The organism is Myxococcus sp. CA039A (genome assembly GCF_013336645.1).
Classification (GTDB): domain Bacteria; phylum Myxococcota; class Myxococcia; order Myxococcales; family Myxococcaceae; genus Myxococcus; species Myxococcus llanfairpwllgwyngyllgogerychwyrndrobwllllantysiliogogogochensis.
On sequence record NZ_JABUMQ010000001.1, the window covers coordinates 1 to 23,697 of the forward strand.

The 23,697-nt window shown below is 67.4% G+C and carries 16 protein-coding genes; 11 read left to right on the top strand and 5 right to left on the bottom strand.

Annotation, left to right across the window (positions count from 1 at the left end):
• Positions 1–1,526 precede the first annotated feature (1,526 nt).
• From HR086_RS00005 to HR086_RS00015, 3 genes are all read right to left on the bottom strand, one after another.
• A complete protein-coding gene (locus HR086_RS00005; RefSeq protein ID WP_174457689.1) occupies positions 1,527–1,781 on the bottom strand; it encodes a hypothetical protein in 255 nt (84 codons plus the stop codon).
• Between the two features lie 97 nt (positions 1,782–1,878).
• Positions 1,879–2,685: a DUF5953 family protein gene (locus tag HR086_RS00010; RefSeq protein ID WP_306663185.1), complete on the bottom strand. Its 807-nt coding sequence runs from the start codon at positions 2,683–2,685 to the stop codon at positions 1,879–1,881.
• Positions 2,639–3,250 carry a DUF6310 domain-containing protein gene (locus HR086_RS00015; protein ID WP_306663186.1) on the bottom strand — a complete coding sequence of 204 codons (612 nt, stop codon included), beginning with the start codon at positions 3,248–3,250 and terminating at the stop codon, positions 2,639–2,641. Before HR086_RS00015 ends, HR086_RS00010 begins: the two co-directional genes overlap by 47 nt.
• Before the next feature lie 490 nt (positions 3,251–3,740).
• On the opposite strand from HR086_RS00015, the gene HR086_RS00020 reads away from it, so the two are divergent.
• The 4 genes from HR086_RS00020 to HR086_RS00035 all read left to right on the top strand — a co-directional run bounded on the left by HR086_RS00020 (position 3,741) and on the right by HR086_RS00035 (position 11,236).
• A complete protein-coding gene (locus HR086_RS00020; protein WP_174464485.1) occupies positions 3,741–5,354 on the top strand; it encodes a DUF4041 domain-containing protein in 1,614 nt (537 codons plus the stop codon).
• A 292-nt stretch (positions 5,355–5,646) separates the two neighbouring features.
• On the top strand, positions 5,647–7,059 hold the full coding sequence (locus HR086_RS00025; protein WP_141641385.1) for an L-serine ammonia-lyase: 1,413 nt from the start codon (positions 5,647–5,649) through the stop codon (positions 7,057–7,059).
• A 123-nt stretch (positions 7,060–7,182) separates the two neighbouring features.
• Positions 7,183–9,942: a TonB-dependent receptor domain-containing protein gene (locus HR086_RS00030; protein WP_174464034.1), complete on the top strand. Its 2,760-nt coding sequence runs from the start codon at positions 7,183–7,185 to the stop codon at positions 9,940–9,942.
• A 1-nt stretch (position 9,943) separates the two neighbouring features.
• The gene (locus HR086_RS00035) at positions 9,944–11,236 is read left to right on the top strand and encodes a hypothetical protein (RefSeq protein ID WP_174464486.1); all 1,293 of its coding nucleotides are present in this window, start codon (positions 9,944–9,946) and stop codon (positions 11,234–11,236) included.
• Positions 11,237–11,245: 9 nt separating this feature from the next.
• On the opposite strand, the gene HR086_RS00040 is transcribed toward HR086_RS00035, so the two are convergent.
• Complete coding sequence (locus HR086_RS00040; protein WP_174464487.1) at positions 11,246–12,256, bottom strand: class I SAM-dependent methyltransferase; 1,011 nt, start codon at positions 12,254–12,256, stop codon at positions 11,246–11,248.
• Between the two features lie 195 nt (positions 12,257–12,451).
• On the opposite strand from HR086_RS00040, the gene HR086_RS00045 reads away from it, so the two are divergent.
• The 5 genes from HR086_RS00045 (at position 12,452) to HR086_RS00065 (ending at position 17,473) form a co-directional block, all read left to right on the top strand.
• Positions 12,452–13,663 (top strand): tetratricopeptide repeat protein, encoded by a 1,212-nt coding sequence (locus tag HR086_RS00045; protein WP_174464488.1) that lies wholly within the window; start codon positions 12,452–12,454, stop codon positions 13,661–13,663.
• Between the two features lie 61 nt (positions 13,664–13,724).
• Positions 13,725–14,849, top strand: coding sequence for a HupE/UreJ family protein (locus HR086_RS00050; protein ID WP_174464489.1), 1,125 nt, complete (start codon positions 13,725–13,727; stop codon positions 14,847–14,849).
• Between the two features lie 103 nt (positions 14,850–14,952).
• The gene (locus HR086_RS00055; RefSeq protein WP_174464490.1) at positions 14,953–16,479 is read left to right on the top strand and encodes a DUF4331 domain-containing protein; all 1,527 of its coding nucleotides are present in this window, start codon (positions 14,953–14,955) and stop codon (positions 16,477–16,479) included.
• A gap of 4 nt (positions 16,480–16,483) precedes the next feature.
• The gene (locus HR086_RS00060) at positions 16,484–16,786 is read left to right on the top strand and encodes a hypothetical protein (RefSeq protein WP_174464483.1); all 303 of its coding nucleotides are present in this window, start codon (positions 16,484–16,486) and stop codon (positions 16,784–16,786) included.
• A 258-nt stretch (positions 16,787–17,044) separates the two neighbouring features.
• Positions 17,045–17,473, top strand: a complete 429-nt coding sequence (locus HR086_RS00065; RefSeq protein WP_254614820.1) for a carbonic anhydrase family protein — start codon at positions 17,045–17,047, stop codon at positions 17,471–17,473.
• Positions 17,474–17,540: 67 nt separating this feature from the next.
• On the opposite strand, the gene HR086_RS00070 is transcribed toward HR086_RS00065, so the two are convergent.
• On the bottom strand, positions 17,541–19,058 hold the full coding sequence (locus HR086_RS00070; protein ID WP_174457699.1) for a TcdA/TcdB catalytic glycosyltransferase domain-containing protein: 1,518 nt from the start codon (positions 19,056–19,058) through the stop codon (positions 17,541–17,543).
• A 712-nt stretch (positions 19,059–19,770) separates the two neighbouring features.
• Between HR086_RS00070 and HR086_RS00075 the strand changes: the two genes are divergently transcribed.
• Positions 19,771–22,668 carry a DUF4082 domain-containing protein gene (locus HR086_RS00075; protein ID WP_174464491.1) on the top strand — a complete coding sequence of 966 codons (2,898 nt, stop codon included), beginning with the start codon at positions 19,771–19,773 and terminating at the stop codon, positions 22,666–22,668.
• 206 nt (positions 22,669–22,874) lie between these two features.
• Positions 22,875–23,531 carry an SRPBCC family protein gene (locus HR086_RS00080; RefSeq protein ID WP_174464027.1) on the top strand — a complete coding sequence of 219 codons (657 nt, stop codon included), beginning with the start codon at positions 22,875–22,877 and terminating at the stop codon, positions 23,529–23,531.
• The last annotated feature ends 166 nt before the right edge of the window (positions 23,532–23,697 follow it).

Below are 23,697 nucleotides of genomic sequence, written 5' to 3' on the forward strand. Positions count from 1 at the left end.
CCTGGCGCTGCTTCCTCTTCAGCCACTGCCTACCTTTGCCCTCGGGCAGGGCCTTCTCGCTCTCAGGTCTTCTGCGCACACAGAGCCGAACGAGAGGTGCCCCTGCTCCCTCTTCCCGCTCACTTCAGGCCCGCCCGCCCTCCGGCCTGATCGAGAATCACGAACTCCGGTTTAGTCAAACCAGGCGAGCACTCAGCGCGCCCTCTGGCCGTATCACCGGTGCGCAAGTCCAAGGTCTCAAAGTCGAGTTCAGTACCATGAAACAAGACTGGCTTCACTACTGCGCTATAGCTCGGCCCGATGACTCGCCAGAGCCTCTGCTCAAGGTCAAGCAGCAAGATCGATGTCTGTGGGCCACGGCCTGGGTGATCCCATCGTTGGGCTGCGATGTAGCGAGAGTCAGCGGACCAAACCACCTCCTCACCGAAGAGCCACCTACCAATGCCGCGCCTCGACTCCAGCACAGCACCATCCAGCCGAAGGCGAAACAACGGGCACCCAAGAGACTCCTCTCCCGTGGGCTCTCGGACAACAGTGTGCCGCCCATTCGGGGAAAATGAGCCAGCCGGATCTTTCGCCATAAAAGGCCTCTCAAAAAGGACGCCAGCAGGCAACTACGCCGCTACTCCTCGCCCGGCTGCTTGAACCTCTTCGGGGGTGTCCACCAAGTCGGTGGATCCGCATAGCCGTTGCTGAAGAAGTACCGCATCAATGCATTCGACTTGATAGATCAATTCGCTTCCTCCGCTCGCCTACGGCATCTCGCATAAGAGCTTGACGCTCCCGGAAGGACAGGTTCGGCACTTCGACAGCAACAGCATAACTCGCGCGGAACTCATCGTGACTATTACCGCACCAGTGCCCAACAGGTGGGCAATCCGCCCTTATGCCAGGCCTTCCTCATATAAGGCCCGGACAATGGCCGCCGCAGGTTCTCCAGAGTGGGGAGTCCAACTTTCATCCTCTATTGAAGATCAGCCCCCTCAGCTCACGTCAACTGCGCCCTGGGTTCGAATGGACGACTGCGAATGACAACCTGAGCGTTGGCAACCACCCACGCGACTCAGCACCCGCAACAATCATATCGGCGAACGACTCCTCAGTCGCCGAATCAACACCGCCAGACTGGAGCCGGAGCAAGTGGCCAGTCAATCGGTGCAAGGTCTCATTGCAGCCACTGAGCCTCAGAGAGTCAAGGTCGCCATAAAACCCCCGAGCAGTAATGGTTATCCGATGGCTGTACGAGAGGTAGAATTTAATTTTCTCACCCGTCGACATTCCAGCAATCAACCTCCTGCACTCGTCCGCACCACTCATCACAGATCACCTCTGAACATAATAAATCTCTACCCTTCAAATCACCCCTGACCTTCACCTGTCGCGGAAGTGATTGAACGTCATAACCATGCTCGAGAAGAGCGTTCAGTCTCGTATTTCCAACCATTTGACGCGGCGGCCACACTGACTGAGCGCTGTCTCCCAATCTTCTGGCTGAATGACGCTCTTCATACCAGACTCAGGAGCACTCACCGTCCCAACCAGGGGCCTAGCATTTCGTTGAACTGCTCATCAGAAGAGCCACTCCCAGCGCTCACACGCCACCAGACGCCTGCCTCCAAGAGGACGCGCAACGGGATGGCGGGAAACGCCCTCTTGAAATAGGTCACAATCATCCCGTGAGAGAGCCGACCCGTGAGTCGTTCCAACAACTTGGCCAACTCCACCGCCGAGAGGCCCTCTCCCTCCGTACGGAGAACCGCCAGGACTTCCTCATCATTCATGTCATGAACTCCCAAACAGTCCGAGCGATTCATCCCCTCATTAGAGCACAAGGGACGAAGGCATTATGTGGGGTGCCCCAGCCTCTCCTCTGAGGAGTCACTGCGCTGAGCGACCGCCGATCTCCGGAAAGCGACCATAAACACGCAGGAGCGCTTCCAGATGAACAGGATTGCCAAGGTCGAGCGGCGCATCAGTGAGCCGCACGACCCAACCGCCCGATTCCGTGCGCCGCGCTCGTGAGATCAGGTTCGCATCCCGGGCTGAGTCCGGAAAGCCGATGGCGTCGGCGGTGGCGGAAGACCAGTAATTCAACCACCCAAGATAATGTGGAATCTCGGCCGCACGATTGTACCGTGGGCGAAGAAGGCCGGGGAGTCCGTGGGACGTCGCAGATGGATCCTCTTCCGGACCACGAAACTGCTGCGACACGACCTCATTATAACCCGACGGCGATACCTGCCCCCAGACCGCTCGAGTTCTCTCGCCTATCGCCTCCAGCACATCAGGTGCCGCCGCGATGCCGCCTGCATCGAGCGGCAGAGTCGCATGAACGTCGAGGCGTGGCGGACTGCCTACAGCAAGGCCGCTTGGATTCTCCCACCCGGCAAGCGTCACAGGCCGGCTTTCGTCATCGTTGCAAAGGAATGGAAACCCACCGTCGGTCCTTTCCGTCGCAATCCATTCATCGCGGCGCGGCAATTCAACGAATCCCCCTTTTTCAGAAAGTGTCCACGCGAGCCGCAATCCGGGCACAGCGCGCTCCATCGCATGAACGATGGCAAGCGGCCGTTTATCGCCATCAACAAGCGCGGGCGCATACACGTTGAGGTTGAGAGTTTTCCGCAAAGCCATCACCTTAACACCAATCCATGACAACGATTTCGAGGTCTGGATCCAGTTCAAGAAGCGCGGTCTTGTGAACAGCGCTCCGAACCCCCACGACAAATCTGTACCCACATGCCTCCGCGAGCATTTGCTCGCGCTTTATCTCCGGCAGTTTGACCCGGGCAAAGAACCTCTGCGAATGAGGCGAGTGCACGTCAAAATCATCAGTCTTTACTTCCCATAGAGTGCGCGTGGCCCGCTGCAACGCATCAAACTGCTTGCCGTTGACGACTACATCCCAGCCAGGGAAGCTGTTGTTCGGGACCTTGTCAGCACACTTATTGTGCGCCTCATCTCCGCCTCGGTGCGGCACTGGGACAGGCTCGCACTTGTGCCGTCGCTCCGGGCCTCGGGGCTCGGTCGTCCCCGGAGGGAACCAGTCCTGTCCTGATGGCCCAGGCTTGGGCTTTCGCTTCGCGGAGAGTTCCTGCGGGGCAGGCATCGACCGAGGCACGGACTCTATTTCTTCGGAACCACTCCCTCTCCTCAACTCATAGGCATCCAGCGCTTCCTTGATGGCGACGCCCACCACCACAACGCCGACGACGACGACCGCGCCCACAACGATCTCAGGAGCAGCCAAGACACAGAGGCCAACTCCCAGGACAACCGTTCCCGCTGAGGCGACGGCGCACCTCCCGCTCAGGTCGTTGAACCGGATCCGCTCATGGTCCAGGGCGTGATAGCACCGCTCCGCCAACACGGGCCAAGACTGGGAAGCCTCACGGACTGCGCACCGTCCCCCGTCACTCCACGGTAGCGCCGCCGCTCTTTGGAGGTTGGCGCGCCTGGAGTTCGGGGGCCCTCGCTCTCCCAAGTTTGGTTCCGACGTAGCGCACGCCGAGAGGACGAGCAGGAGTGCGGTGCAGGCGCGGAATCGCATCGCTACGTCCTTTCAGTCGAGCCTGTGAGCCGATCTACGCAACGAGACATGGCGCCCTCTCGGCAACAGGTGACGCGGGGACGATACAATACCCCCTGGGGGTGATACCCCGGCAAACCTCCCCAGGCGCACAGTGGTCCTCCTCCGCGCCGCCGTCCGACGGCGGGGACACTTCACGGGGGAGACTTCCATGCAGCCTGCCGTCCTGGCCCTGGCGATTTCGAGCCTGCTGTTGACGGGACTCCTGGTCCGTACCGCCCTCCAGCTCCGAGCCGTCCGGGCCCGATTCAAGCCCGTGCTCGACGTGGAGGCCGAGCGACAGCGTGTCCTCTCCTCCCTGGAACGCACCAAGGCCGAGTCCGAACACATGCTCGCCACCGAGCGCAACCGCGTCGCCTCCGAGCTGGCCCGGGAGCGCGACCTCGCGGACGCCGCCATCCGGGGCGCGAAGGCAGACCTGGAGCAGGTCAGGGCGTCGACGGACCATGCCATCCGCCTCGAACGAACCCGCGTCGCCTCGGAACTCACCCAGGCCCGCGAACAAGCCCAGACCGAACTCACCCGTGCTCGCGAGCAAGGCCGCACGGAACTCGCTCGCGCCAGGGAACAGGCCGACGTGGCCGTCCGGGAAGTCGAGGCCCGACGCAATCAAGCCCGCGAGGAACAGGCCCGCCTCGAACCCCTCATCGTCAAGCTGCGCGCCGAGCTCCGCCCCCTCGAAGAAGAGACCATCCTCCGCTCCTACGGGTTCTACAAACCCATCTACAACCTCTCCTCCTCGGAGAAGTACGAACACCGCCTCGACACCCTCCGCGAACGACAGAAGGCCATGCTCAAGAACAAGCAAGCCGCCTCCTGCAAGATTGAATGGACGGTCAACGGCAGCAAGGCCGAGGGCAAGAAGCAAACGGAGCGCACCCTCAAGCTGATGCTCCGCGCCTTCAACGGCGAGGCGGACGCCTGCGTGGCCAAGGTGACGTACAAGAACATCAAGGCCATGGAGGCCCGCATCCAGAAGTCCGCCGAGGCCATCAGCGGCCTCACCGAGATTCAGCAGTGCTTCATCTCCACCGACTACGTCGAGCTGAAGCTGGAGGAGCTGCGCCTCGCCCACGAATACGAAGAGAAGCGCCAGGAGGAGAAGGAAGAACAACGCCGCATCCGCGAGCAGATGCGCGAGGAAGAGACCGCGCAGCGAGAACTCGAACGCGCCAAGCTGGAGGCCGAGCGCGAGGCCCAGCGTGACGAAGAAGCCCTGCGCAAGGCCCGCGGGGAGCTGGAACGCAGCAAAGGCGCCGAGCAATCCAAGCTCCTCGAACGCATCGCCGAATTGGAGCGCCGCGTCGCCGAGGACCAGGAGCGCCAACGCGCCATCTCCCAGGCCCAGCTCACGCGCACCGGCCACGTCTACGTCATCTCCAACATCGGCTCCTTCGGAGAGGACATCTACAAGGTCGGCATGACGAGACGACTCGTGCCCCAGGACCGCATCGACGAACTGGGCGATGCCTCCGTCCCCTTCGAGTTCGACGTCCACGCCATCATCCGCACACCCGACGCACCGTCGCTCGAAGCCGCGCTGCACCGCACCTTCTCCCACCGCCGCGTCAACCGCATCAACGAGCGCAAGGAGTTCTTCCGCGTCACGCTCGACGAGGTGGCCAAGGCCGTGCGCGAACACCACGGCGAATTCGAGCTGACCCGCATCGCCGAGGCCGCCGAGTACCGCAAGTCGCTCGCCCTCGCCGAAGGGGAGCGCCACGACAGCCCCACCTCGCGCCGCCCCGAGCGCGCCGTCGCCTGAGCCGCCACCCCTTCACCCCGCACCAGGCGCTCCCACCTTCAACCCGACTCGCGAGCCTTCGCCCCACGCATTCCAGTCTCCGAAGAGAAGAACACCCTGGCACTCACGACGCAGTGCGTTCTCGTTGGCGTCCCGCGGCACGGCTCGCGCATTCCACCCGACGTGCTCGCTCGGCACCTCACCGAGCTTCAGCTCCTTGGCACGCAAAGAAGTCCTGCCCTTCACATGGAGCAGGAACGTCACGCCCCGAGGCGCTGGGACAAAAGTGGAAACGTGGCATGTTGCGCCCGCGATGGCCGTCAGCGTTTTCGACCTCTTCAAGATTGGTATCGGTCCCTCGAGCTCCCACACGGTGGGGCCCATGCGAGCCGCGCGCACGTTCGTGCTGCGACTGGCGGAGCATGGCCACCTGGAGAAGCTCACGCGCCTGAAGGTGGAGCTGTTCGGCTCGCTCGGCGCCACGGGCAAGGGCCACGGCAGCGACAAGGCGGTGGTGCTCGGCCTGCGCGGGGACACGCCGGAGGCCGTGGACGTGGAGGCCATTCCCGCCATCGTCACGCGCTGGCGCACCGAGGGCCGCATCAGCGTGCTCGGCCAGCGGGACATCGTCTTCAAGGACGGCGAGCACCTGGTGATGCACCGCCGCCGCAGCCTCCCCTTCCACCCCAACGGGATGCGCTTCTCCGCGTCCGGCGCGGACGGCGTGGAGCTGGACGCGTGCGTCTACTACTCCGTGGGCGGCGGCTTCGTCGTCGATGAGTCCGCGGCCACCGGCCAGGACCCGCTGCGCAAGGACACCACGCCCCTGCCCTTCCCCTTCCAGTCCGCGGCGACGCTGCTGGAGCTGTGCGAGCGGGAGCGCATGCCCATCAGCGCCCTGATGATGGCGAACGAGAAGACGCTGCGCTCCGAGCAGGACATCCGCTCCGGACTCTTGCGCATCTGGGACGTCATGCAGGCGTGCGTGCGCCGGGGCTGCGCGTCCAGCGGCATCCTCCCGGGCGGCCTCAAGGTCGAGCGCCGCGCGGCGGCCATGTACCAGCGCCTGCTCAGTCGCCCCGAGGCCGGCCTCACCAACCCGCTCACCGTGCTCGACTGGGTGAACCTCTACGCGCTCGCCGTCAACGAGGAGAACGCCGCCGGAGGCCGCGTCGTCACCGCGCCCACCAACGGCGCGGCCGGCATCATCCCCGCCGTGCTGCACTACTACTGGCGCTTCTGGCCCGGCGCGAACGAGGACGGCGTGGTGCGCTTCCTCCTCACGGCCGGCGCCATCGGCGTGCTCTACAAGGAGAACGCCTCCATCAGCGGCGCCGAGGTCGGCTGCCAGGGCGAGGTGGGCAGCGCGTGCTCCATGGCCGCCGGCGCGCTCACCGAGGTGCTCGGGGGCACGCCGCTCCAGGTGGAGAACGCCGCCGAAATCGCGATGGAGCACAACCTGGGCCTCACCTGCGACCCCATTGGTGGCCTGGTGCAGGTGCCCTGCATCGAGCGCAACGCCATGGCGTCCGTGAAGGCCATCAACGCCTCGCGCATGGCGCTCTCCGGCGACGGACGCCACTTCGTCAGCCTGGACAAGGTCATCCGGACGATGCGCGACACCGGCCGCGACATGAAGGACAAGTACAAGGAGACCGCGCGCGGAGGGCTCGCCGTCAACGTGCTCGAGGTCGCGAACCTCAGCGTCGGCCTGCCGGAGTGCTGAGCGGAGCCCGGGGGCCGGGCCAAGCCCGCCCCCATGGGTAGACAGTTTCGCTTGTCTGTGTATGGGCCGCCATCGGCGGTCGCCTGAGCCAGAGCCAGAAGGTGCCCACGTATACGTGGAACCATGGGCTCCCCCCGACCCTTCCTCGTCCTGTCCCTGCTCTGGGCTGTCTGTCTTCCAGCCCCCGCTCGGGGACAAGCCGCTCCTGCCGCCACCAGTGAGCCCCGCGCGGTGGAGGTCGACGTCCAGGCCACGGACGCGGGGACGGCGGTCTCCGCCGACGATGCCGCGCGGCTGAAGCTGGAGACGGATGGAGGCAGCCTCGCGCTCCTGACGCCTCAGCTGGTGAAGGAATCCCCCGTCACCTGGCCCGAGGGCCTGGAGGGCGCCCCGGACGAGGTGAAGCTCATCCTCCAGATTGACGAGCAGGGCCTCGTCGTCGACGTGACGGTGCAGGAGGCGGCCACGCTGGCCCCCCTCACGGAGGCCGCCGTCCGCGCCGCGCGGGGGCTGCGCTTCACGCCGGCGAGCCTGGGCGGGAGAACCGTGTCGGTGCGCCTGCCATATGGCTACCACTTCGAGCCCCCGGCGGCCCTGCGCTTCACCCAGTCGCGACTGCGCGGTGAGGTCCGTGCCCTGGGCACCCGCCAGTTGCTGGCGGACGCGGCCCTGTTCCTGGACGGCGGCGAGGAGCCCATTGCCGTCACGGACGTGGATGGCCGCTTCGCGCTGGAGCTGGCTCCGGGCGCCCACCGGCTCCTCGTCCGCGCCCCGTCCCACCAGCCCGGGACGTTCGAGGAGTCGCTCGAGTCGGGCCAGTCGCTCGACGTCGTCTACCGGCTCCAGCCCACCCGCGTGAATCCCTACGAGACGGTGGTGAGAGATGACCGCCCCCGCACGGAGGTCAATCGCATCACCCTGCACGAGCAGGAGCTGCGCGAGGTGCCGGGCACGCAGGGCGACCCCTTCCGCGTCATCATGCTGATGCCGGGGGTGGGCAGCGTCGCCTCGGGCCTGGGTTACCCCGTGGTGCGCGGAGGGCAGCCCGGCGCCACCGGCTACTACCTGGACGGCGTGCGCGTCCCCATGCTGTACCACCTGCTGCTCGGGCCCGCGGTGGTGCATCCGGACTTCATCGACACCATCGACTTCCATCCCGGCGCGCCGCCGGTGCAGTACGGGCGCCTGCTGGGCGGCGCGGTGGAAGGGCGGCTGAGCCGGCCACGTGAAGACAAGCCACACTTCGCCGCCTACGCGGACCTCATCAACGCGGGCGGCTTCATCGAGGTGCCCTTCGACCGCACCGGCACCTCCGTCACCGTGGCGGGACGCTACAGCTACACCGGGCTGCTCATCCCCCTGGCGTACGCCCTCTTCAAGAGTCACGAAGACAATCCCATCCACGCGGCCTTCTGGGATTACCAGGCCCGGGTGGAGCAGAAGCTTGGCGAGGGACGGCTGCGCCTGTTCGCGCTCGGCAGCTCCGACGACGCGGGCGAGGCCACCGCCGCCTACGAGGACAGCCTGGGCGCCACCATCGTCTCCCGCTTCCATCGCGTGGACCTGCGTGGCACCCACCCCGTGGCGGGCGGCGAGGGCGAGCTGGGCATCACCGTGGGCCTGGATGAGGTGGGCCTGCAGGGCTACCGGCGCGTGGTGCGCAACCCGGCACGGGGCCCCGAAGAGGTGCTCGCGGGAGAGTACGGGCTGGACCAGCTCACCTTCGCGGCTCGGGCCGGGTGGACGCGGCGACTGTCCAAGGCGCTGGACGTCCTGGCGGGCACGGACGTGGAGCACCGGCGCGTGGCCACCGGCATCACCGGCTCCGCGCGCACTCCGGGTTGGCGGCCGACGGATGACGCCCATCCCCTCAAGCAGCCCTCCGCCCTGGCCACCTTCGTCGGTGGCTTCGTCGGAGCGACGTGGCGCCCTTCGGATACGTGGGTGGTGTCGCCCGGCGTGCGCGTGGACGGCTACCACCTGGTGCCCGGAATCCAGCACGTCGTCGTGGAGCCCCGGCTGGCGGTGCGCCACCAGCTCTCCGAATCGCTCACCCTCAAGGGCGGCGGTGGCATGTACCACCAGTCCCCCACCGTGCTGCTCCATCTGCCGGCGCTGGATGTGTCGGGCCTGCGCAACGGCGTCCAGTCGGGCGCGCAGTTCGACGTGGGCGCGGAGTGGAAGGCCACCGAGGGACTGGAGGTGACGGTGGACGTCTACTTCAACCCGCTGTTCCGCACGGTGGAGTTCGACGTGCAGGACGTCCTGGAGAACCGCAAGCGGCGAGGCCAGCAGCGCGAGGACCCGTCGGCGCGAGGCTACGCGTATGGCCTGGACCTGATGGCGCGGCATCCGCTGGGGCGCGACTGGTTCGGATGGGTCAGCTACAGCTTCCTCCAGAGCAAACGCCATCGGCGCTTCGCGCGCTATGCCGACAACAACACCATCCGGGAGACGACCGAGGGCGAGCTGCCCTTCGCCTTCGAGCAGGCGCACGTCTTCAACGCCGCGCTCAGCTACAAGCTCGCGAACAACTGGACGGTAGGCACGGTGGTGCATTTCAACACCGGCCGTCCGGAGTCCGGTGAAGTCTCCTCCGTCACCCAGCGCCCCGTCATCAACCCGGAGGGCTTCCGCGCCTGGGCGCGACAGGACGCGGACCGCGTGGAGCGGCTGGCGCCGTTCTTCCGCGTGGACTTCCGCGCCGCGAAGTCCTGGTCGCTCGAGGACTTCACCGTCGAGGCCTATCTGGACATCCTCAACCTCTCCCTCCAGCAGGAGGTGTTCGCCTACGAATACAAACGGACGGCTGGAAGACTCCAGCGCGAGGCCATGGGGTTGCCCGTCATCCTGCCCATGCTGGGCCTGAAGGGAAGCTACTGAGATGCGCCACCCATCATGTCTGGGATTCTTCGTCCTGCTGCTGTCCTCGGGGTGTGAGCGACTGCAGGACGAGCCCGTCTTCGTCTACGGCCGGCTCGAGCGGCGCGACGGCACGCCCGTCAGCGGCGGAGTCGTGCCGTACGCGCGCACCCTCCACGAGGTGCCCATGGGAGAGGGCCCCTACGTGTATGAGCCGCCGGACTTCACGCCCTACGCGGAGTCCACCACCGAGCCGAGCGGGGACTTCTTCCTGGAGATGCGCTACGGGGACGTGGAGTCCGTCAACACACCCAACCCCTGGCTCCAACCCTATCGCTTTCGCGCATCATGGCGGGACGAGACCGGCGCGGCTGTCTCCACATCCTTCACCTTCCACGATGACGTGGAGCTCCCCACCCTGCGCATCTGGGACTCCCAGCTCGCCGTCACGACAGGAGCGGAGGGCGCGTCCGTGACCTTCGCGTCAGCGCCCGCCGTGCCCGTGCCACCCCTCACGGGCGAGTACGCGATGACCTCCGATGAGAATCAAACCGTCATCCCCGCTCCGCCCACCACGCCCGAAGCCATGCTCTTCATGCTGAATGGCGCGCAGCCCCTGTTCCGCGCCCTGATTCCCACCTCGCCCTGGGCCGCGAGTCGCTACGTGCTGGAGGACTTTCCCCAGCCCACCGTCATGCTCCGGGCGGTCTCCGTGGGGGAGTTCTGGTTCTTCCCGCTCGGAGGCAAGTACACGGAGCTGTGGTTCCGCATGGACTGGCGCACGGAGGAGGTGCCCCTGGCTCCAGGTGGGCTCGTGCCCGCCAGCCGAGGCGCCACGTGTCAGCCCTCGCCCTCGGCGGGCTGTCCCTGGACGGATGGCCGGCTCGACCCCGTGTCCCTCGGAAGCAAGCCGGTGGAGTCCCTGGTCGTCACGCTCCCCGAGCCACGGAAGCCGCGGCATGTGGTGGTACGCGGCGCGGAGGGAGGCAACTTCTCCGGGTTCGTGCTGGAGGGGAGTGAGGACGCGGAGCAATGGACCCAGCTGGCGGTGCTGCACAACGTCCCGGAGCGCTACATCCCACCGCCGCGACTCAGTCCCCCGTGGAGGGGCTTCGAGGAGATGACTCGGTGGGACAGCCCCTTCGACGGACAGCTGTCCTTCATCAAGGGTCCCCACTTCCTCGATGCACCCGTGACGCAGGACGCGGGGCCGGTGCGCCATGTGCGGCTGCGCGCGGTGGGCTTCAACCACGCGGGCGACCCCATGCCGGGCGCGACGATGGCCACTCTCGCCGAGCTGTCCCTGTTCGAGTAGCGCGGGCCCTCAGCCTGCTCTCAGCGGCACGTCCCACCGCCGGGCGAGCCGCGCCTGCTCCTCCGGTGTGCGCAGGTCCGTTGCAGGCAACGCCACTCCGGGCCGGTGCAGGACATACAGGTTCCAGAGGCCCTGGAGGCCCAAGGCCTGGATGTCCGCGTACATCCGCTGCTCCAGCGCCGGGGCGAGCACGAAGCCGGCGGACTCGAACTGGCGACGCCACCATGCGAACGACGCAATCGTGACGTGCCCTTCCAGCGGTCGGCCCCACTCGTCGCGCGCCAGGTCCTCTTCCGGCACCGGGCCCAGGTAGTCGGGCCCGAGCGACCGGTAATGCTCCAGTCGCTCCGGCCGCACCTTCCCGTCGAACCAGCCATCCGGTCCCGTGCCACAGGGGCCGAAGGACGGCGCCGTCACCACCAGGAAGCCCCGCGTCACGCGGTGCAGCTCCGAAATCGCGTGCGGCACCATGGAGGGAGGCAGGTGCTCCAGCGTCTCGAAGGCGGACACGAGCTCGAACTGTCCGTCGTCGAAAGGCAGGCGCTGGGACAGGTCTCCGAGTGACAGGTGCGGCTTCACGTCCCACGGGGCGTGGTGGATGGCGAAGTCGCTGAAGTCACTGCCCTTGGTGTCCCACCCCAGCTCGCGCAGCGCCTGCACCGTGAAACCCAGCGCGCAGCCCACGTCCAGCGAGGTGCGCACGTCGAAGTGATTCCACAAAAGATAGGCCGCCTTGTTGGCGTGGCTGGAGTCGCGGCGGTAGTGCTCGTAGCCGCTGTTGCCCTCGCGGTCCAAGGGGTTGCGTCCGGCGCCGTAATAGCTGGCCCCGTACATGTCCTTGCTCCCCTGCGCCAGGAGCAGCGACAGCTCGAAGCTCAGCAGCTCCAGTCCACTGCGCAGCGGCGGCACGTGCGCGACGCCCACCGACACAAGTCGCCGCGCCTCCAACGCCAGCCGCCGCCGCACCCGGGCGGGCAGTCGCTGGAGGCCGTCTTTCGCGAGGAGGGATGAGAGTTTCAAGGACACGACTCCGGCAGGCAGAAGACCCCGCCCTTATGACACAGGAGCGAGGGGTCGGGTCATCACTCCGCGAGCGGAGGCGCGGGCCCCTGTCATGGCGATGGGGGGCTCACCCCTCATCCTCCGGTCCGTCCCGACACCGCGCCGATATTCGACGCGAAATCCACGCGCCTCACGGGGCCGTACGGATGGGCAATGCCCCCCGTCACACGCTCCCTTCGCGGCGTCCTCGGCGTCGTGCTCGCACTGGCCTGTGGTTGCAATCGTGGCACAGGCGCTGCGTCCGCGCCCTTCACGCCCGACAACGACACGGAGGTCCTGGAGCAGGTGCCCGCCCGAGCGACCGACGCCCGCGCCCGCGAGCGTGCCGCGTTGCGACAGGAGCTGGACCGCCAGCCCCGGCAGTTGGAGCTCGCCGTCCGCCTGGCCCGGTTGGAGTTGAAGGAGGGACGAGCCCGGGGCGACCCACGACACCTTGGGTGGGCCCAGGCCGCGCTCGCGCCCTGGTGGGACGAGGCCGAGCCTCCCCATGAAGTCCGCCTGCTGCGCGCCACCCTGAGACAGAGCCGCCACGAGTTCGACGCGGCCCTGCGAGATTTGGAAGCCGCCGTCCGGGAGGACCCTCGGGACGCCCAGGCGTGGCTGACGCGCGCCGTGGTGCTGGGTGTCCGGGGTCACCATGCGGAGGCGGAGAAGAGCTGCGCGCCGCTGGACACGCTCGCGGGTGCACTCACCGCCGCCGTGTGTCGCGCGCAGGTGGACAGCGTCGCCGGACATTCGCGGCGAGCCTATGCGCGGCTCTCGGAGGCGATGTCTCGGCGCGGGGGGATGGGCAGTCCCGAGGAGCAGGCCTGGGCGCTGTCCACCCTGGGCGAGGCCGCTGCCCGCGCAGGGGATTCGGCACGGGCGGAGCTTCTCTACACACAGGCGCTCGCGGCCGACCCGGATGACGCCTACACCCGCGCGGCGCTCGCGGACCTGTTGCTGGACCTGAACCGACCGGGTGATGCGTCGCGGCTGATGAAGGACCACGCGACGGACGACGGACACCTCCTGCGCCGCGTGCTGGCGGAGACGGCCCTGGGTTCCGCGGAAGCTCCCGCGCTCGCCCAGGAGCTGGCGGAGCGGTATGCGGCCAGCCGCCTGCGCGGTGACACGCTGCACGCACGCGAAGAGGCCCGCTTCGCGCTGCACGTGGAGAAGGACGCGCGCAAGGCGCTGTCGCTCGCCCAGGCCAACTGGGAGGCGCAGCGAGAGCCCTGGGACGTGCGCGTGCTCCTCGAGTCCGCGCTTGCCGCCGGAGCACCCGCGGCGGCGCGCCCCGCCCTCACCTTCCTCGATGCCTCCTCCTGCGAGGACCCGGGACTGCTCGCGCTGGCCGAGCGGCTGAAGAAAGCCGCGCCATGAACAGCTCCCGCGAAGCGCCGAGCCTCCTCGCCCTGGCCGCACGGCCCAAGAAGACCGCGCCATGAACCGCTTCCTCGCCCTGCTCGTCCTGCTGCCCTCCATCGCCCTGGCCCACAAGCCCAGCGACAGCTACCTGCGCCTCGAACGCGCCGCGCACGGCTTCAACGGCAGGTGGGACGTGGCGCTCAGGGACCTGGACACGGTGCTGGGGCTCGACTCCAACGGAGACGGCGCGCTCGCCTGGGGCGAGGTGCGCACCCGCCAGGAGGACATCGTCCGTCATGTCCTGTCACGGCTGTCGCTGGGCACGGCCGGCACGCCCTGCCCTACCACCACCGAGGGAGACCTTCGAGTCGCGCGTCACTCCGACGGGGCCTATGCGGTGCTCGACTTCCGCGCGGCCTGCCCCGTCGAACCCTCGATGCTGACGCTCGACTACACCCTCCTGTTCGACCGCGACCCGCAGCACCGGGGCGTCGTCCAGGTCGCGGGTGAGCAGGGACAGGGCACGCTCATCCTGTCCGCGTCACGCCACGCGGTGGAGATTCCCCTCGCGCGGCTGTCCGCCTGGAGCCACTTCGGCGGAATGGTCCACTCCGGGGTCGAGCACATCTGGGCGGGCCTGGACCACCTGCTGTTCCTGCTGGCGCTGCTGCTGCCCTCCGTCCTGAGGCGCTCCGCGACGGGTGGATGGGAGCCCGTGGACAGGTTCGGCCCCGCGCTGCGCGACGTCGTGAAGGTGGTGTCGGCGTTCACCGTGGCCCACTCACTCACGTTGAGCGTCGCCGCGCTCGGGCTCGTGTCCCTGCCCTCCCGACTCGTCGAGTCCGCCATCGCGGTGAGCGTCATCCTCGCGGCGGCCAACAATGTCTTTCCTCGGGTTCGAGGCACCCGCTGGGCCGTGGCCTTCGCGCTGGGCCTGCTGCATGGCTTCGGCTTCGCGTCGGTGCTCGCCGACCTGGGCCTGCCCGCCGGGGGACTCGCCACGACGCTCCTGGGCTTCAACGTGGGCGTGGAGCTGGGACAGCTCGCCTGTGTCGCCGTCTTCCTCCCCGTCGCCTTCCTGCTGCGCGGCGCGTCCATGTATCGCCGCGCGATACTCGTCGGGGGCTCGGCGGCCATCGGCCTCATCGCCTGCGTGTGGTTCGCGGAGCGCGCGCTGGACCTGAGCGTCCTTCCGCTCTGACCCATCCAATCACGTCGCATCCCCGTATTGCATTCACCACCGGATGTCCGGCGCAGCCCCTGGCCCGTCGGTGGGATTTGCCCCCAACGTTGTGGAGACACGCATGCAAAGACGACAACTCGCGAGCGCACTGGCGCTCGCGGCGGCGCTGCTCGTACCGACCGCCCACGCCTCCAGTCATCGTGAAGCCCCCTTCATCACCCGGATACCCAAGGTCGACGCCACCGATTTCTACATGTTCCGCAGCTATGAGCCGGGTCGTGGGGACTTCGTCACGCTCATCGCCAACTACCTGCCCCTGCAGGACGCGTACGGCGGCCCCAACTACTTCTCGTTGGACCCGGATGCCCTCTACGAAATCCTCGTCGACAACAACGGGGATGCCATCGAGGACATCACCTTCCAGTTCCGGTTCACCAACAACCTGAACGGCCCCAATGGCATCACGCTGAACGTGGGCAACAACGGCAGCACGAAGAGCGTGTCGGTGCCCTTCACCAACGTGGGCGCCATCACCACCGCGGACCGGAGCGCGCAGAACGTCCAGGAGAACTACACCGTCAAGGTCGTCCGAGGCCCTCGCCGCGCGGCGGCCGGACAGGACGTGACGAACACCGCCGGCCACACCGCCCTCTTCCCGAAGCCGGCGGACTACGTGGGCACCAAGTCCCTGGGCAACGCCGCCACGTACGAGACCTACGCCCGCCAGCACATCCACAACGTCAACATCCCGGGTTGCACGGGCACCGCGAAACTGTTCGTGGGCCAGCGTCGCGAGCCCTTCGCGGTGAACCTGGGCCCCGTGTTCGACCTGGTGAACGCGCCCGCCTCGGTCATCACCAACCCGAACGCACGCAACGCCGTCCCCAACCCGCTGGCGAAGAAGAACATCACCACGCTGGCGCTCGAGGTCCCCATCTCCTGCCTCAAGGCGGGCACCCAGGACGTCATCGGCGGATGGACGGCGGCCAGCGTCCGTCAGGCCCGCGCCATCAACCCCACCGCATCGTACACCGCGCCCTCGCGTGAGGGTGGCGCGTGGACGCAGGTGAGCCGCCTCGGCATGCCGCTGGTCAACGAGGTGGTCATCGGAATCAAGGACAAGGACCGCTTCAACGCCAGCGAGCCGAAGGACGACGCCCAGTTCGCCGACTACGTCACCCACCCCACGCTGCCCGCCATCCTGGAGAAGCTCTTCGGCGAAGAGGGCGTGAAGGCTCCCACCGTCTTCCCTCGCGCGGACCTGGTGGCCGCCTTCCTCACGGGCGTGACCAGCGTCAACGCGAACGGCTCCACCGCGGAGATGCAGCGCCTCAACACTGCCCTGCCCGCCACGGCGACGGCGAACCAGAACAACCTGGGCGCCGCCGCCTGCTTCGTCAATGGTCAGCTCACCCTGGCCAATCCAGGGTGTGACCCGGCGGGCTTCCCCAATGGTCGCCGGCCCGGCGATGACGTGGTGGACGTGGCGCTGCGCGTGTCCATGGGCTACCTGCTCGCGAACGACACGCAGGCCCCCTCGCGCAACCTCCCGTTCCATGACGCCGTGCTCCAGGATGCCTCGCAGTTCGACGCCGTCTTCCCCTATCTCACCACGCCGCAGGCGGGTGCCAACGGCGACGGGACGTGAGCCCATGAGCACGCTCCGAGCAATGAGCTGTGTGCTGCTCCTGGGGGCCGCGCTGGCCTACACGGGATGCAGCGACGACGACGATGACCGCTCCCCGTTTCCGCCTCACCCCGACGCAGGCGCGGATGCGGGGACGGACGCGGGCGCGGATGCGGGGACTGACGCGGGCGTGGAGTTCACCGCCTTCGTGAGGGACCTGGTCCTCAACGAGACCTCGGACACCACGACGCCCGTGAAGCTCGACGACAAGAACTTCGTGGACAACGCGCCCACCGACGCGTTCGCCCCGGCGTTCTTCCAGCACTAATCGCACACACACCACCGCAACTGAAAGTGCCTGGGTCGCGGACACTCCCCTGTGTGTCCGCGACCCTTTCTCGTTTCATTGCGACCCCTGAGAAATGCGAGACATTTCCTGAAGGGGCCTATCGACTCCGCGTCACCATTCTGTTTCATTACGACTCATTTCAACACATCCGGATGACTATCCAGACGGGGGAATTCCAGGGCAATAGATGAATCCGCAGGTGCCCACCACGGCACGACGCCCTGTGAGCCTCACGTCATGAACACCCCCAGCGAGCACACCAAGGATGGCGTGAGCTACCCGCTGGAAGTCCACCTGGTGCACACCGACGCCCAGGGAACTCCGAAGGTGGTCGTGGGCGTGCTCATCGAGGAGGGCTTCGTGAACGCGGCGCTGTTCACCGCCTTCCGACACCTGCCCCGACACGAGGGGGAGGAGAGCGCGCCGGCCGGTGCGCTCGTCAACGCCACCGCGCTCCTGCCCTCCAACCGGGCGTTCTTCCAGTACGCGGGTTCGCTCACCACGCCCCCCTGCAGCGAGGGACTCCAGTGGTTCGTGATGAAGCACCCCATCCAGATGTCCGACGCGCAGATTGGCGCGTTCGAGCGCCTGCCGCACATCAACCCGAACAACCGCCCCGTGCAGCCGCTGAATGGCCGCACCGTCGGCGCGCAGTCCGGCCACTAGCCGCGGGGGATTGAGGAGGCCGGGACCCATGACGAGCCACATGGGTCCCTTGGAGCTGCCCGAAGGGTCAGAGGCGTATCAGCGTGACGGGCTTCCTGCCCTCGACAAGGCCCTTCTGCTTGCCCACCTCGGCGACCCTCCAGCGGACAGAGCCCCAGACGATCAGCTCGTCTACCTTGAGCGTCAAGGGCAACGGGGTGTCTATCTTGTGATTCGTGTGAAGGTCATTCAGCATGCCCTTGAGCGCGCCCCCCCTGGGGATGCCCGGGAAGTGCAGGAAGTGGAAGGGCTCACGCTCCGGGGCCTTGAGTACCCTCGCGGACACCACCTGGAGATTCGCCACATCACAATCACTCACGCGCGCGGCGGCCGTCACGCATTCGACATGGGCCATGGGGAAGGTCGCATTCGCCGCGACCCATTGCCAGAACGGGACGTGTTCGCGCACGTCGTCCCGCCAGACCTCGGCCACACGATCAAAAGGAGAGGATGCGCTGGCGGAAGCGCCCGACGACGAGGCCGACGCTTTCGGTCCCGGTGCCTTGGATGGCTCCAGGGAGGCGCAGAGACGGGAGATGCACTCGTCCGGCAACTGCTCCCAGGGAGTGTGATTGGCACACAGCCAGAGGAGGTCTCGCACCATGTTGGGCCCGGTCAGGTCGAGCGTGGAGCCCGTGGTGTGGTCCATCCAATAGCCCGCGAGCCGATGGTCGGGATCGAGCGCGAACGCCTCCCGTGGGGCCCTCCCCCCAATGATTCGATAGGCCAGACGAATGGTCTGTCGCATGGCATCGATGAGCAGACTGCGGGGAGCCGCCGCCACGATGCAGTTGCTGAGATAGAGGCTCTTGCCGGCGTAGGCCGGGGTCGTGGCGATCCGCTCGCGGCCGGGCCACCTGGCGGCGGACGCCGCGCCCTCGCGGTCCGGGGTGATTCCCACCAGGGCGCACGCGGGATCGACCTCGAGTCTTCCGAACGCGGAGAGCAGGTCGATGTCGACATCCATGTAGACCCCGCCGTAGTTGTAGAGCACCTCGTAGCGGAGGATGTCGGACGCCGAGGCCGCGAACATTCCGCGCAGGGTCAGCTCCTGGTCATAGGCATCCATGTTGAGGAAGTGCATGCCCGTCAGGAACTCGTGTGAGCGGAGGTTGCAGAGTCTGAATCGCCCGGGGTGCGCGCGCTCCAGCGCACGCAGGGGCTCCAGGTCATCGGCCGCTTCGTCGATGAGGTCCCTGGCCAGGGCGAGCTTCTCGTCCGGAGCCATCCCTTTCGAGAGGACTCGCAGGTTGTGCAGGTCACGCCCAGGGCGGACCGTCCCACGCACGTGCAGGGGGTCGTGCGCGGCACTGAGATCGTATTGCGCGCGCGCCTTGGGGTATTTCTTGAGAATCTTGCGCACGTGCATGTTGAAGACGTGCGCGTCATCCCACCAGATCCACACCTGATGGTCTGGCGTGGCCTGGGTCTTCTCCAGCCAGCTCGTGATTCCCTTGAGGGTCTTCGTCGCCGCGATAGAGCCTCCGCCGGCCCAGGTCCCGTGGATGATATTGGGAATGAGGCTGAGCCCGGGCCTCGCCAGCACGGAGGGGGGAGGACCCGAAGGACCTGAAGGACCCGGAGGTTTCGGCGAGGCGAAGGGAATGGGCAGCACGAGGGGAGGCGGACCGGCACGCCTGGGCCCGACGGGGGGCGGTGGTGGCCCCCCATCGTCCTCCGCATCTATCCGTTTCGCCTCGCGCTCGATGCGCGTCCTGTAATCAGGATCCTCGACGAGCGGCTCTCCGCACCCGCACTTCGTGCCGATATTGCTCGACGTATAACTGCTCTCACAGTTCGCGCAGTACGCCGACATCGCCTCCTTGCACCCGGAACACTGGAGGACGGGATTGTGCCTGCTGGTGTTCCGACCACAGTTGCGACAATGGTAGCCACTCATGTGTCAGACGATTGCAAGTCGGACGCCAGGACACTGAATAAGAGGGAAGTCGAGCCTCCGGGGCGACAGCGCATGAGGCTCGCGCGAAGCCGCGTCCTCACGGAACGAAGCGGCGTCTCGTGGGAACGCGCTGGCGCCCCCTCGGTATTCAGGCGAGCGGCTCGGGCGCCTGTCTTGATTCAGTGACAAATCCCAGCGCGGACTCACGCGCCGTGGCGCGCGCATATAAAAATCGCGTAAGACGGAAATAACATGTGAGCCCATCGCTCACGGCATTGTCGGTGTCAGGGACAACCAGCAAGATGCCGCGGCCTCTGCGGCCCCCTGTCTCGTCGTGCCCCCCCAAGGAGAAGTCCGAATGACACCCTCGAAGCCACAACCCACCCGGGTCTCGCGACAGCCACGCGTCCACGCGCTGGCGCTGCTCGCGACCGTCCTGCTCGCGCTCCCCACCGCCGCGCGCGCCCAGACGACGTACACCCTGTTCGCCCCCGCCTCCGCGCCCGCCGTCCCCTCCGTCACCAATGACTTCGCCGCCGTGGAGCTCGGCGTGAAGTTCCAGTCAGACATCGAGGGAGACATCCTCGGCATCCGCTTCTACAAGGGCGCCGCCAACACCGGCACCCACGTGGGCAGCCTCTGGAGCGCCAACGGGCAGCGCCTGGCCTTCGCCACCTTCACCGCCGAGACGGCCACGGGCTGGCAGCAGGTGACGTTCTCCACGCCCGTCGCCATCGCCGCCAGCACCACCTACATCGCCTCGTACCACGCGCCCGGCGGAGCCTACGGCTTCACCAGCGGAGGCCTGGCGTCGGCCGTGGACTCCCCTCCTCTGCACGCGCTCGCGAGCGGCACCAGCGGCGGCAACGGCGTCTACACCTACGGCGCCGCGGGCTCCTTCCCCGTCAACAGCTTCGGCAACTCCAACTACTGGGTGGACGTCGTCTTCCAGGCCACCGGCGCTCAGCCCCCGACGCAGCCCCCGGGCAACACCTTCCGCCTCTTCGCCGCCACGGCCACCCCCGGCACCGCCACCGCCAATGACACCGCCGCCATCGAAGTGGGCGTGAAGTTCCGCGCGGACGTGGACGGACAGGTGAAGGGCGTGCGCTTCTACAAGGGCAGCGGCAACAACGGCACCCACGTGGGCAACCTGTGGAGCGCCGCCGGCGCGCCCCTGGCCTCCGCCACCTTCATCAACGAGACGGCCGCGGGCTGGCAGGAGGTGACGTTCTCCTCCCCCGTCGCCATCACCGCCGGCACCACCTACGTGGCGTCGTACTTCGCGCCGCTCGGTGGCTACTCGTTCGACAACAACGGCCTCACCGCCGGCGTGGACGCCCCTCCGCTGCACGCCCTGCCCGGCGCCACGACGGCCGGCGGCAACGGCGTCTTCGTCTATGGCTCCACGTCCACGTTCCCCAACGGCAGCTACCAGAACTCCAACTACTGGGTGGACGTCGTCTTCGAGTCCAACGGGCCGCCGCCCCGTCCGGGCGTCCACGGCGCGGGCCCGGTGCTCGTGGCCACCTCCCCCGGCAACCCCTTCACCGACTACCTGCGCGAAATCCTGGAGGCCGAGGGCATCGCCGCCTTCGCCACCACCGATGCCGGCAACATCGGCGTCTCCGTCTCCCTCAATGACTACAAGGTACTCGTGCTCGGCGAGCAGACGCTGAGCGCGGCCCAGGTGACGCTCGTCACCAACTGGGTCACCGCCGGTGGCAGCCTCGTCGCCCTGCGGCCCGCGGCGAACCTCCAGTCCCTGCTTGGCCTCAATGCCTCTCAAGGCACGCAGGCCAATGGCTACATCCTGGTCAACGCCACCCAGGCGCCGGGCACGGGCATCACCGCGGAGACGATGCAGTACCACGGCCTCGCCGACCTGCGGACCGTGGTGGCTGGCACGCGCACCGTCGCCACGCTGTACGCGGATGCCACCAACGCGACGGCGTACACCGCCGTCAGCCAGCGCACCGTGGGCACCGGCACCGCCACCGCCTTCATGTATGACCTGGCGAAGTCCGTCATCTACACCCGCCAGGGCAACCCCGCCTGGCAGGGACAGAACCGGGACGGCTCCTCCATTGGTCCGGGCGCGCGCGCCAGCGACATGTTCTACGGCAACGCGTCCTTCGACCCGCAGCTGGACTGGGTAAACCTGGGCAAGGTCCAGATTCCCCAGGCGGACGAGCAGCAGCGCCTGCTCGCCAACGTGCTGCACCAGACGAGCACCACGCCGCTGCCGCGCCTCTGGTACTTCCCTCGCTCCAAGAAGGCCGTCGTGGTGATGACGGGCGACGGACACCCGGGCGGCGCCTCCACCCAGCGCTGGAACCAGTACCTCGCCGACAGCACGTCCGGGTGCAGCGTGGACGACTGGGAGTGCATCCGCGGCACCATCTACGACTACGTGGGCGGACTGAGCGCCACCCAGGCCAACGGCTACGTGGCGCAGGGCTTCGAGTACGCACTGCACATCAACACCGGCTGCGCGGACTACACGGCCAACACCCTGAACCCGAACTTCTTCACCCCGCAGCTGGCGAGCTTCGCGTCCGCCTTCCCCGCCGTCCCCGCGCCCGTCACCAATCGCACGCACTGCATCGCGTTCAGCGACTGGTCCACCCAGCCCAAGGTGTCGCGCCTGCACGGCATCCGCATGGACACCAACTACTACTACTGGCCGGAATACTGGGTGCAGGACCGCCCGGGCATGTTCACCGGCTCCGGCCTGGCCATGCGCTTCGCGGACCTGGACGGCACCCCGCTGGACGTCTACCAGCTCGCCACGCAGATGACGGACGAGTCCGGTCAGTCCTATCCGCTGCACATCGACACGCTGCTGGCCAACGCGCTGGGCACCAAGGGCTACTACGGCGCCTTCAACGCCAACATGCACGTCGACTCGCAGCCGTCGGCCGGCTCCTCCGGCTCGGCCGCCATCATCGCGTCCGCGAAGCGTGACGGCGTTCCGGTCATCACCGCGAAGCAGCTGCTGGAGTGGCTCGATGCCCGCGAGGCCACCCAGGTGTCCTCCCTGGCCTTCACCGGCACGGTGCTCACCTTCAACGTGACGAGCCCCGCGCGCAACCTGTCCCTCATGGTCCCCACCCGCACCACGACGGGCCGCACGCTGCTGTCCGTCACCCGCGCGGGCTCCGCCGTGACGACGGTGACGCGCACCATCAAGGGCGTGGACTTCGCCTTCGTCGACGGCGCCCTGGCCGGCACCTACACCGCCACCTACAACTGAGTCACTCGCGCCCCCACAAGGCGCGTCATCGTGCGGGGCCCGACGCAGTGCATGCGCGTCGGGCCCCGTTTCATTTCACCTCCGATGAAACCTGGGAGGTCCTGCCTTTGACATGGGGTGCCTTGTGTCGGATGGCCCGCAGCCTCTATGACGCGCCACCGGTCAGGCGCCCTGCTGGCCGCCCCCGAACAAGGACCCCACGCCCCATGCTCAAGAAGATTCTCATTGGCCTCGCCGCCCTGCTGCTCATCCTGGCGGGCATCATCGCCACGCGTCCCTCGGAGTTCACCGTGCAGCGCACGGCGACGCTGCCGGCGAGCCCGGACATCGCCTTCGCGCAGGTGAATGACTTCCACCTGTGGGCCGCGTGGTCTCCGTGGGAGCGGTTGGACCCGAACATGACGCGGACGCACTCCGGCGCGGCGTCGGGCGTTGGCGCCGTCTATGGGTGGACGGGCAATGACGACGTGGGCGAGGGTCGGATGACCATCGAGGAGAGCAAGCCCAACGAACTGGCCCGCATCAAGCTGGAGTTCATCAAGCCCTTCGCCGCCACCAGCATCACCACCTTCGCCTTCAAGCCCGTGGAGGGCGGCACCGAGGTCGTCTGGAGCATGACGGGCACCAACGGCTTCATCGCCAAGGCGATGTGCATGGTCATGGACATGGACGCGATGGTGGGCAAGGACTTCGAGTCGGGCTTCGCGAATCTCAAGACGGTGGTGGAGGCGGAGACGAAGAAGCGCGCCGAGGCCGAGGCCGCGCGCGTGGCCGCCGCGAAGGCGGAGGCGGAGAAGGCCGCCGCCGAGCTCGCCGCCGCCGCCGCGGGCACGCAGCCGGTCGTCGCGCAGCCCACGCCGTAGTCGCCTCCCAGCACGACGCCGTCTTCCCGACGCCCCTGTGTCGTGGTCCCCTCGGGTCCACGCGCGGGGGCGTCCTCGCGTGGGCCGCATGCAGTGTCGACCGCTGACACCTCCGAGGACCCGACCTGGCGGGTGGTGAACGCTCGCGCCCTTCGATGGAGCCTCT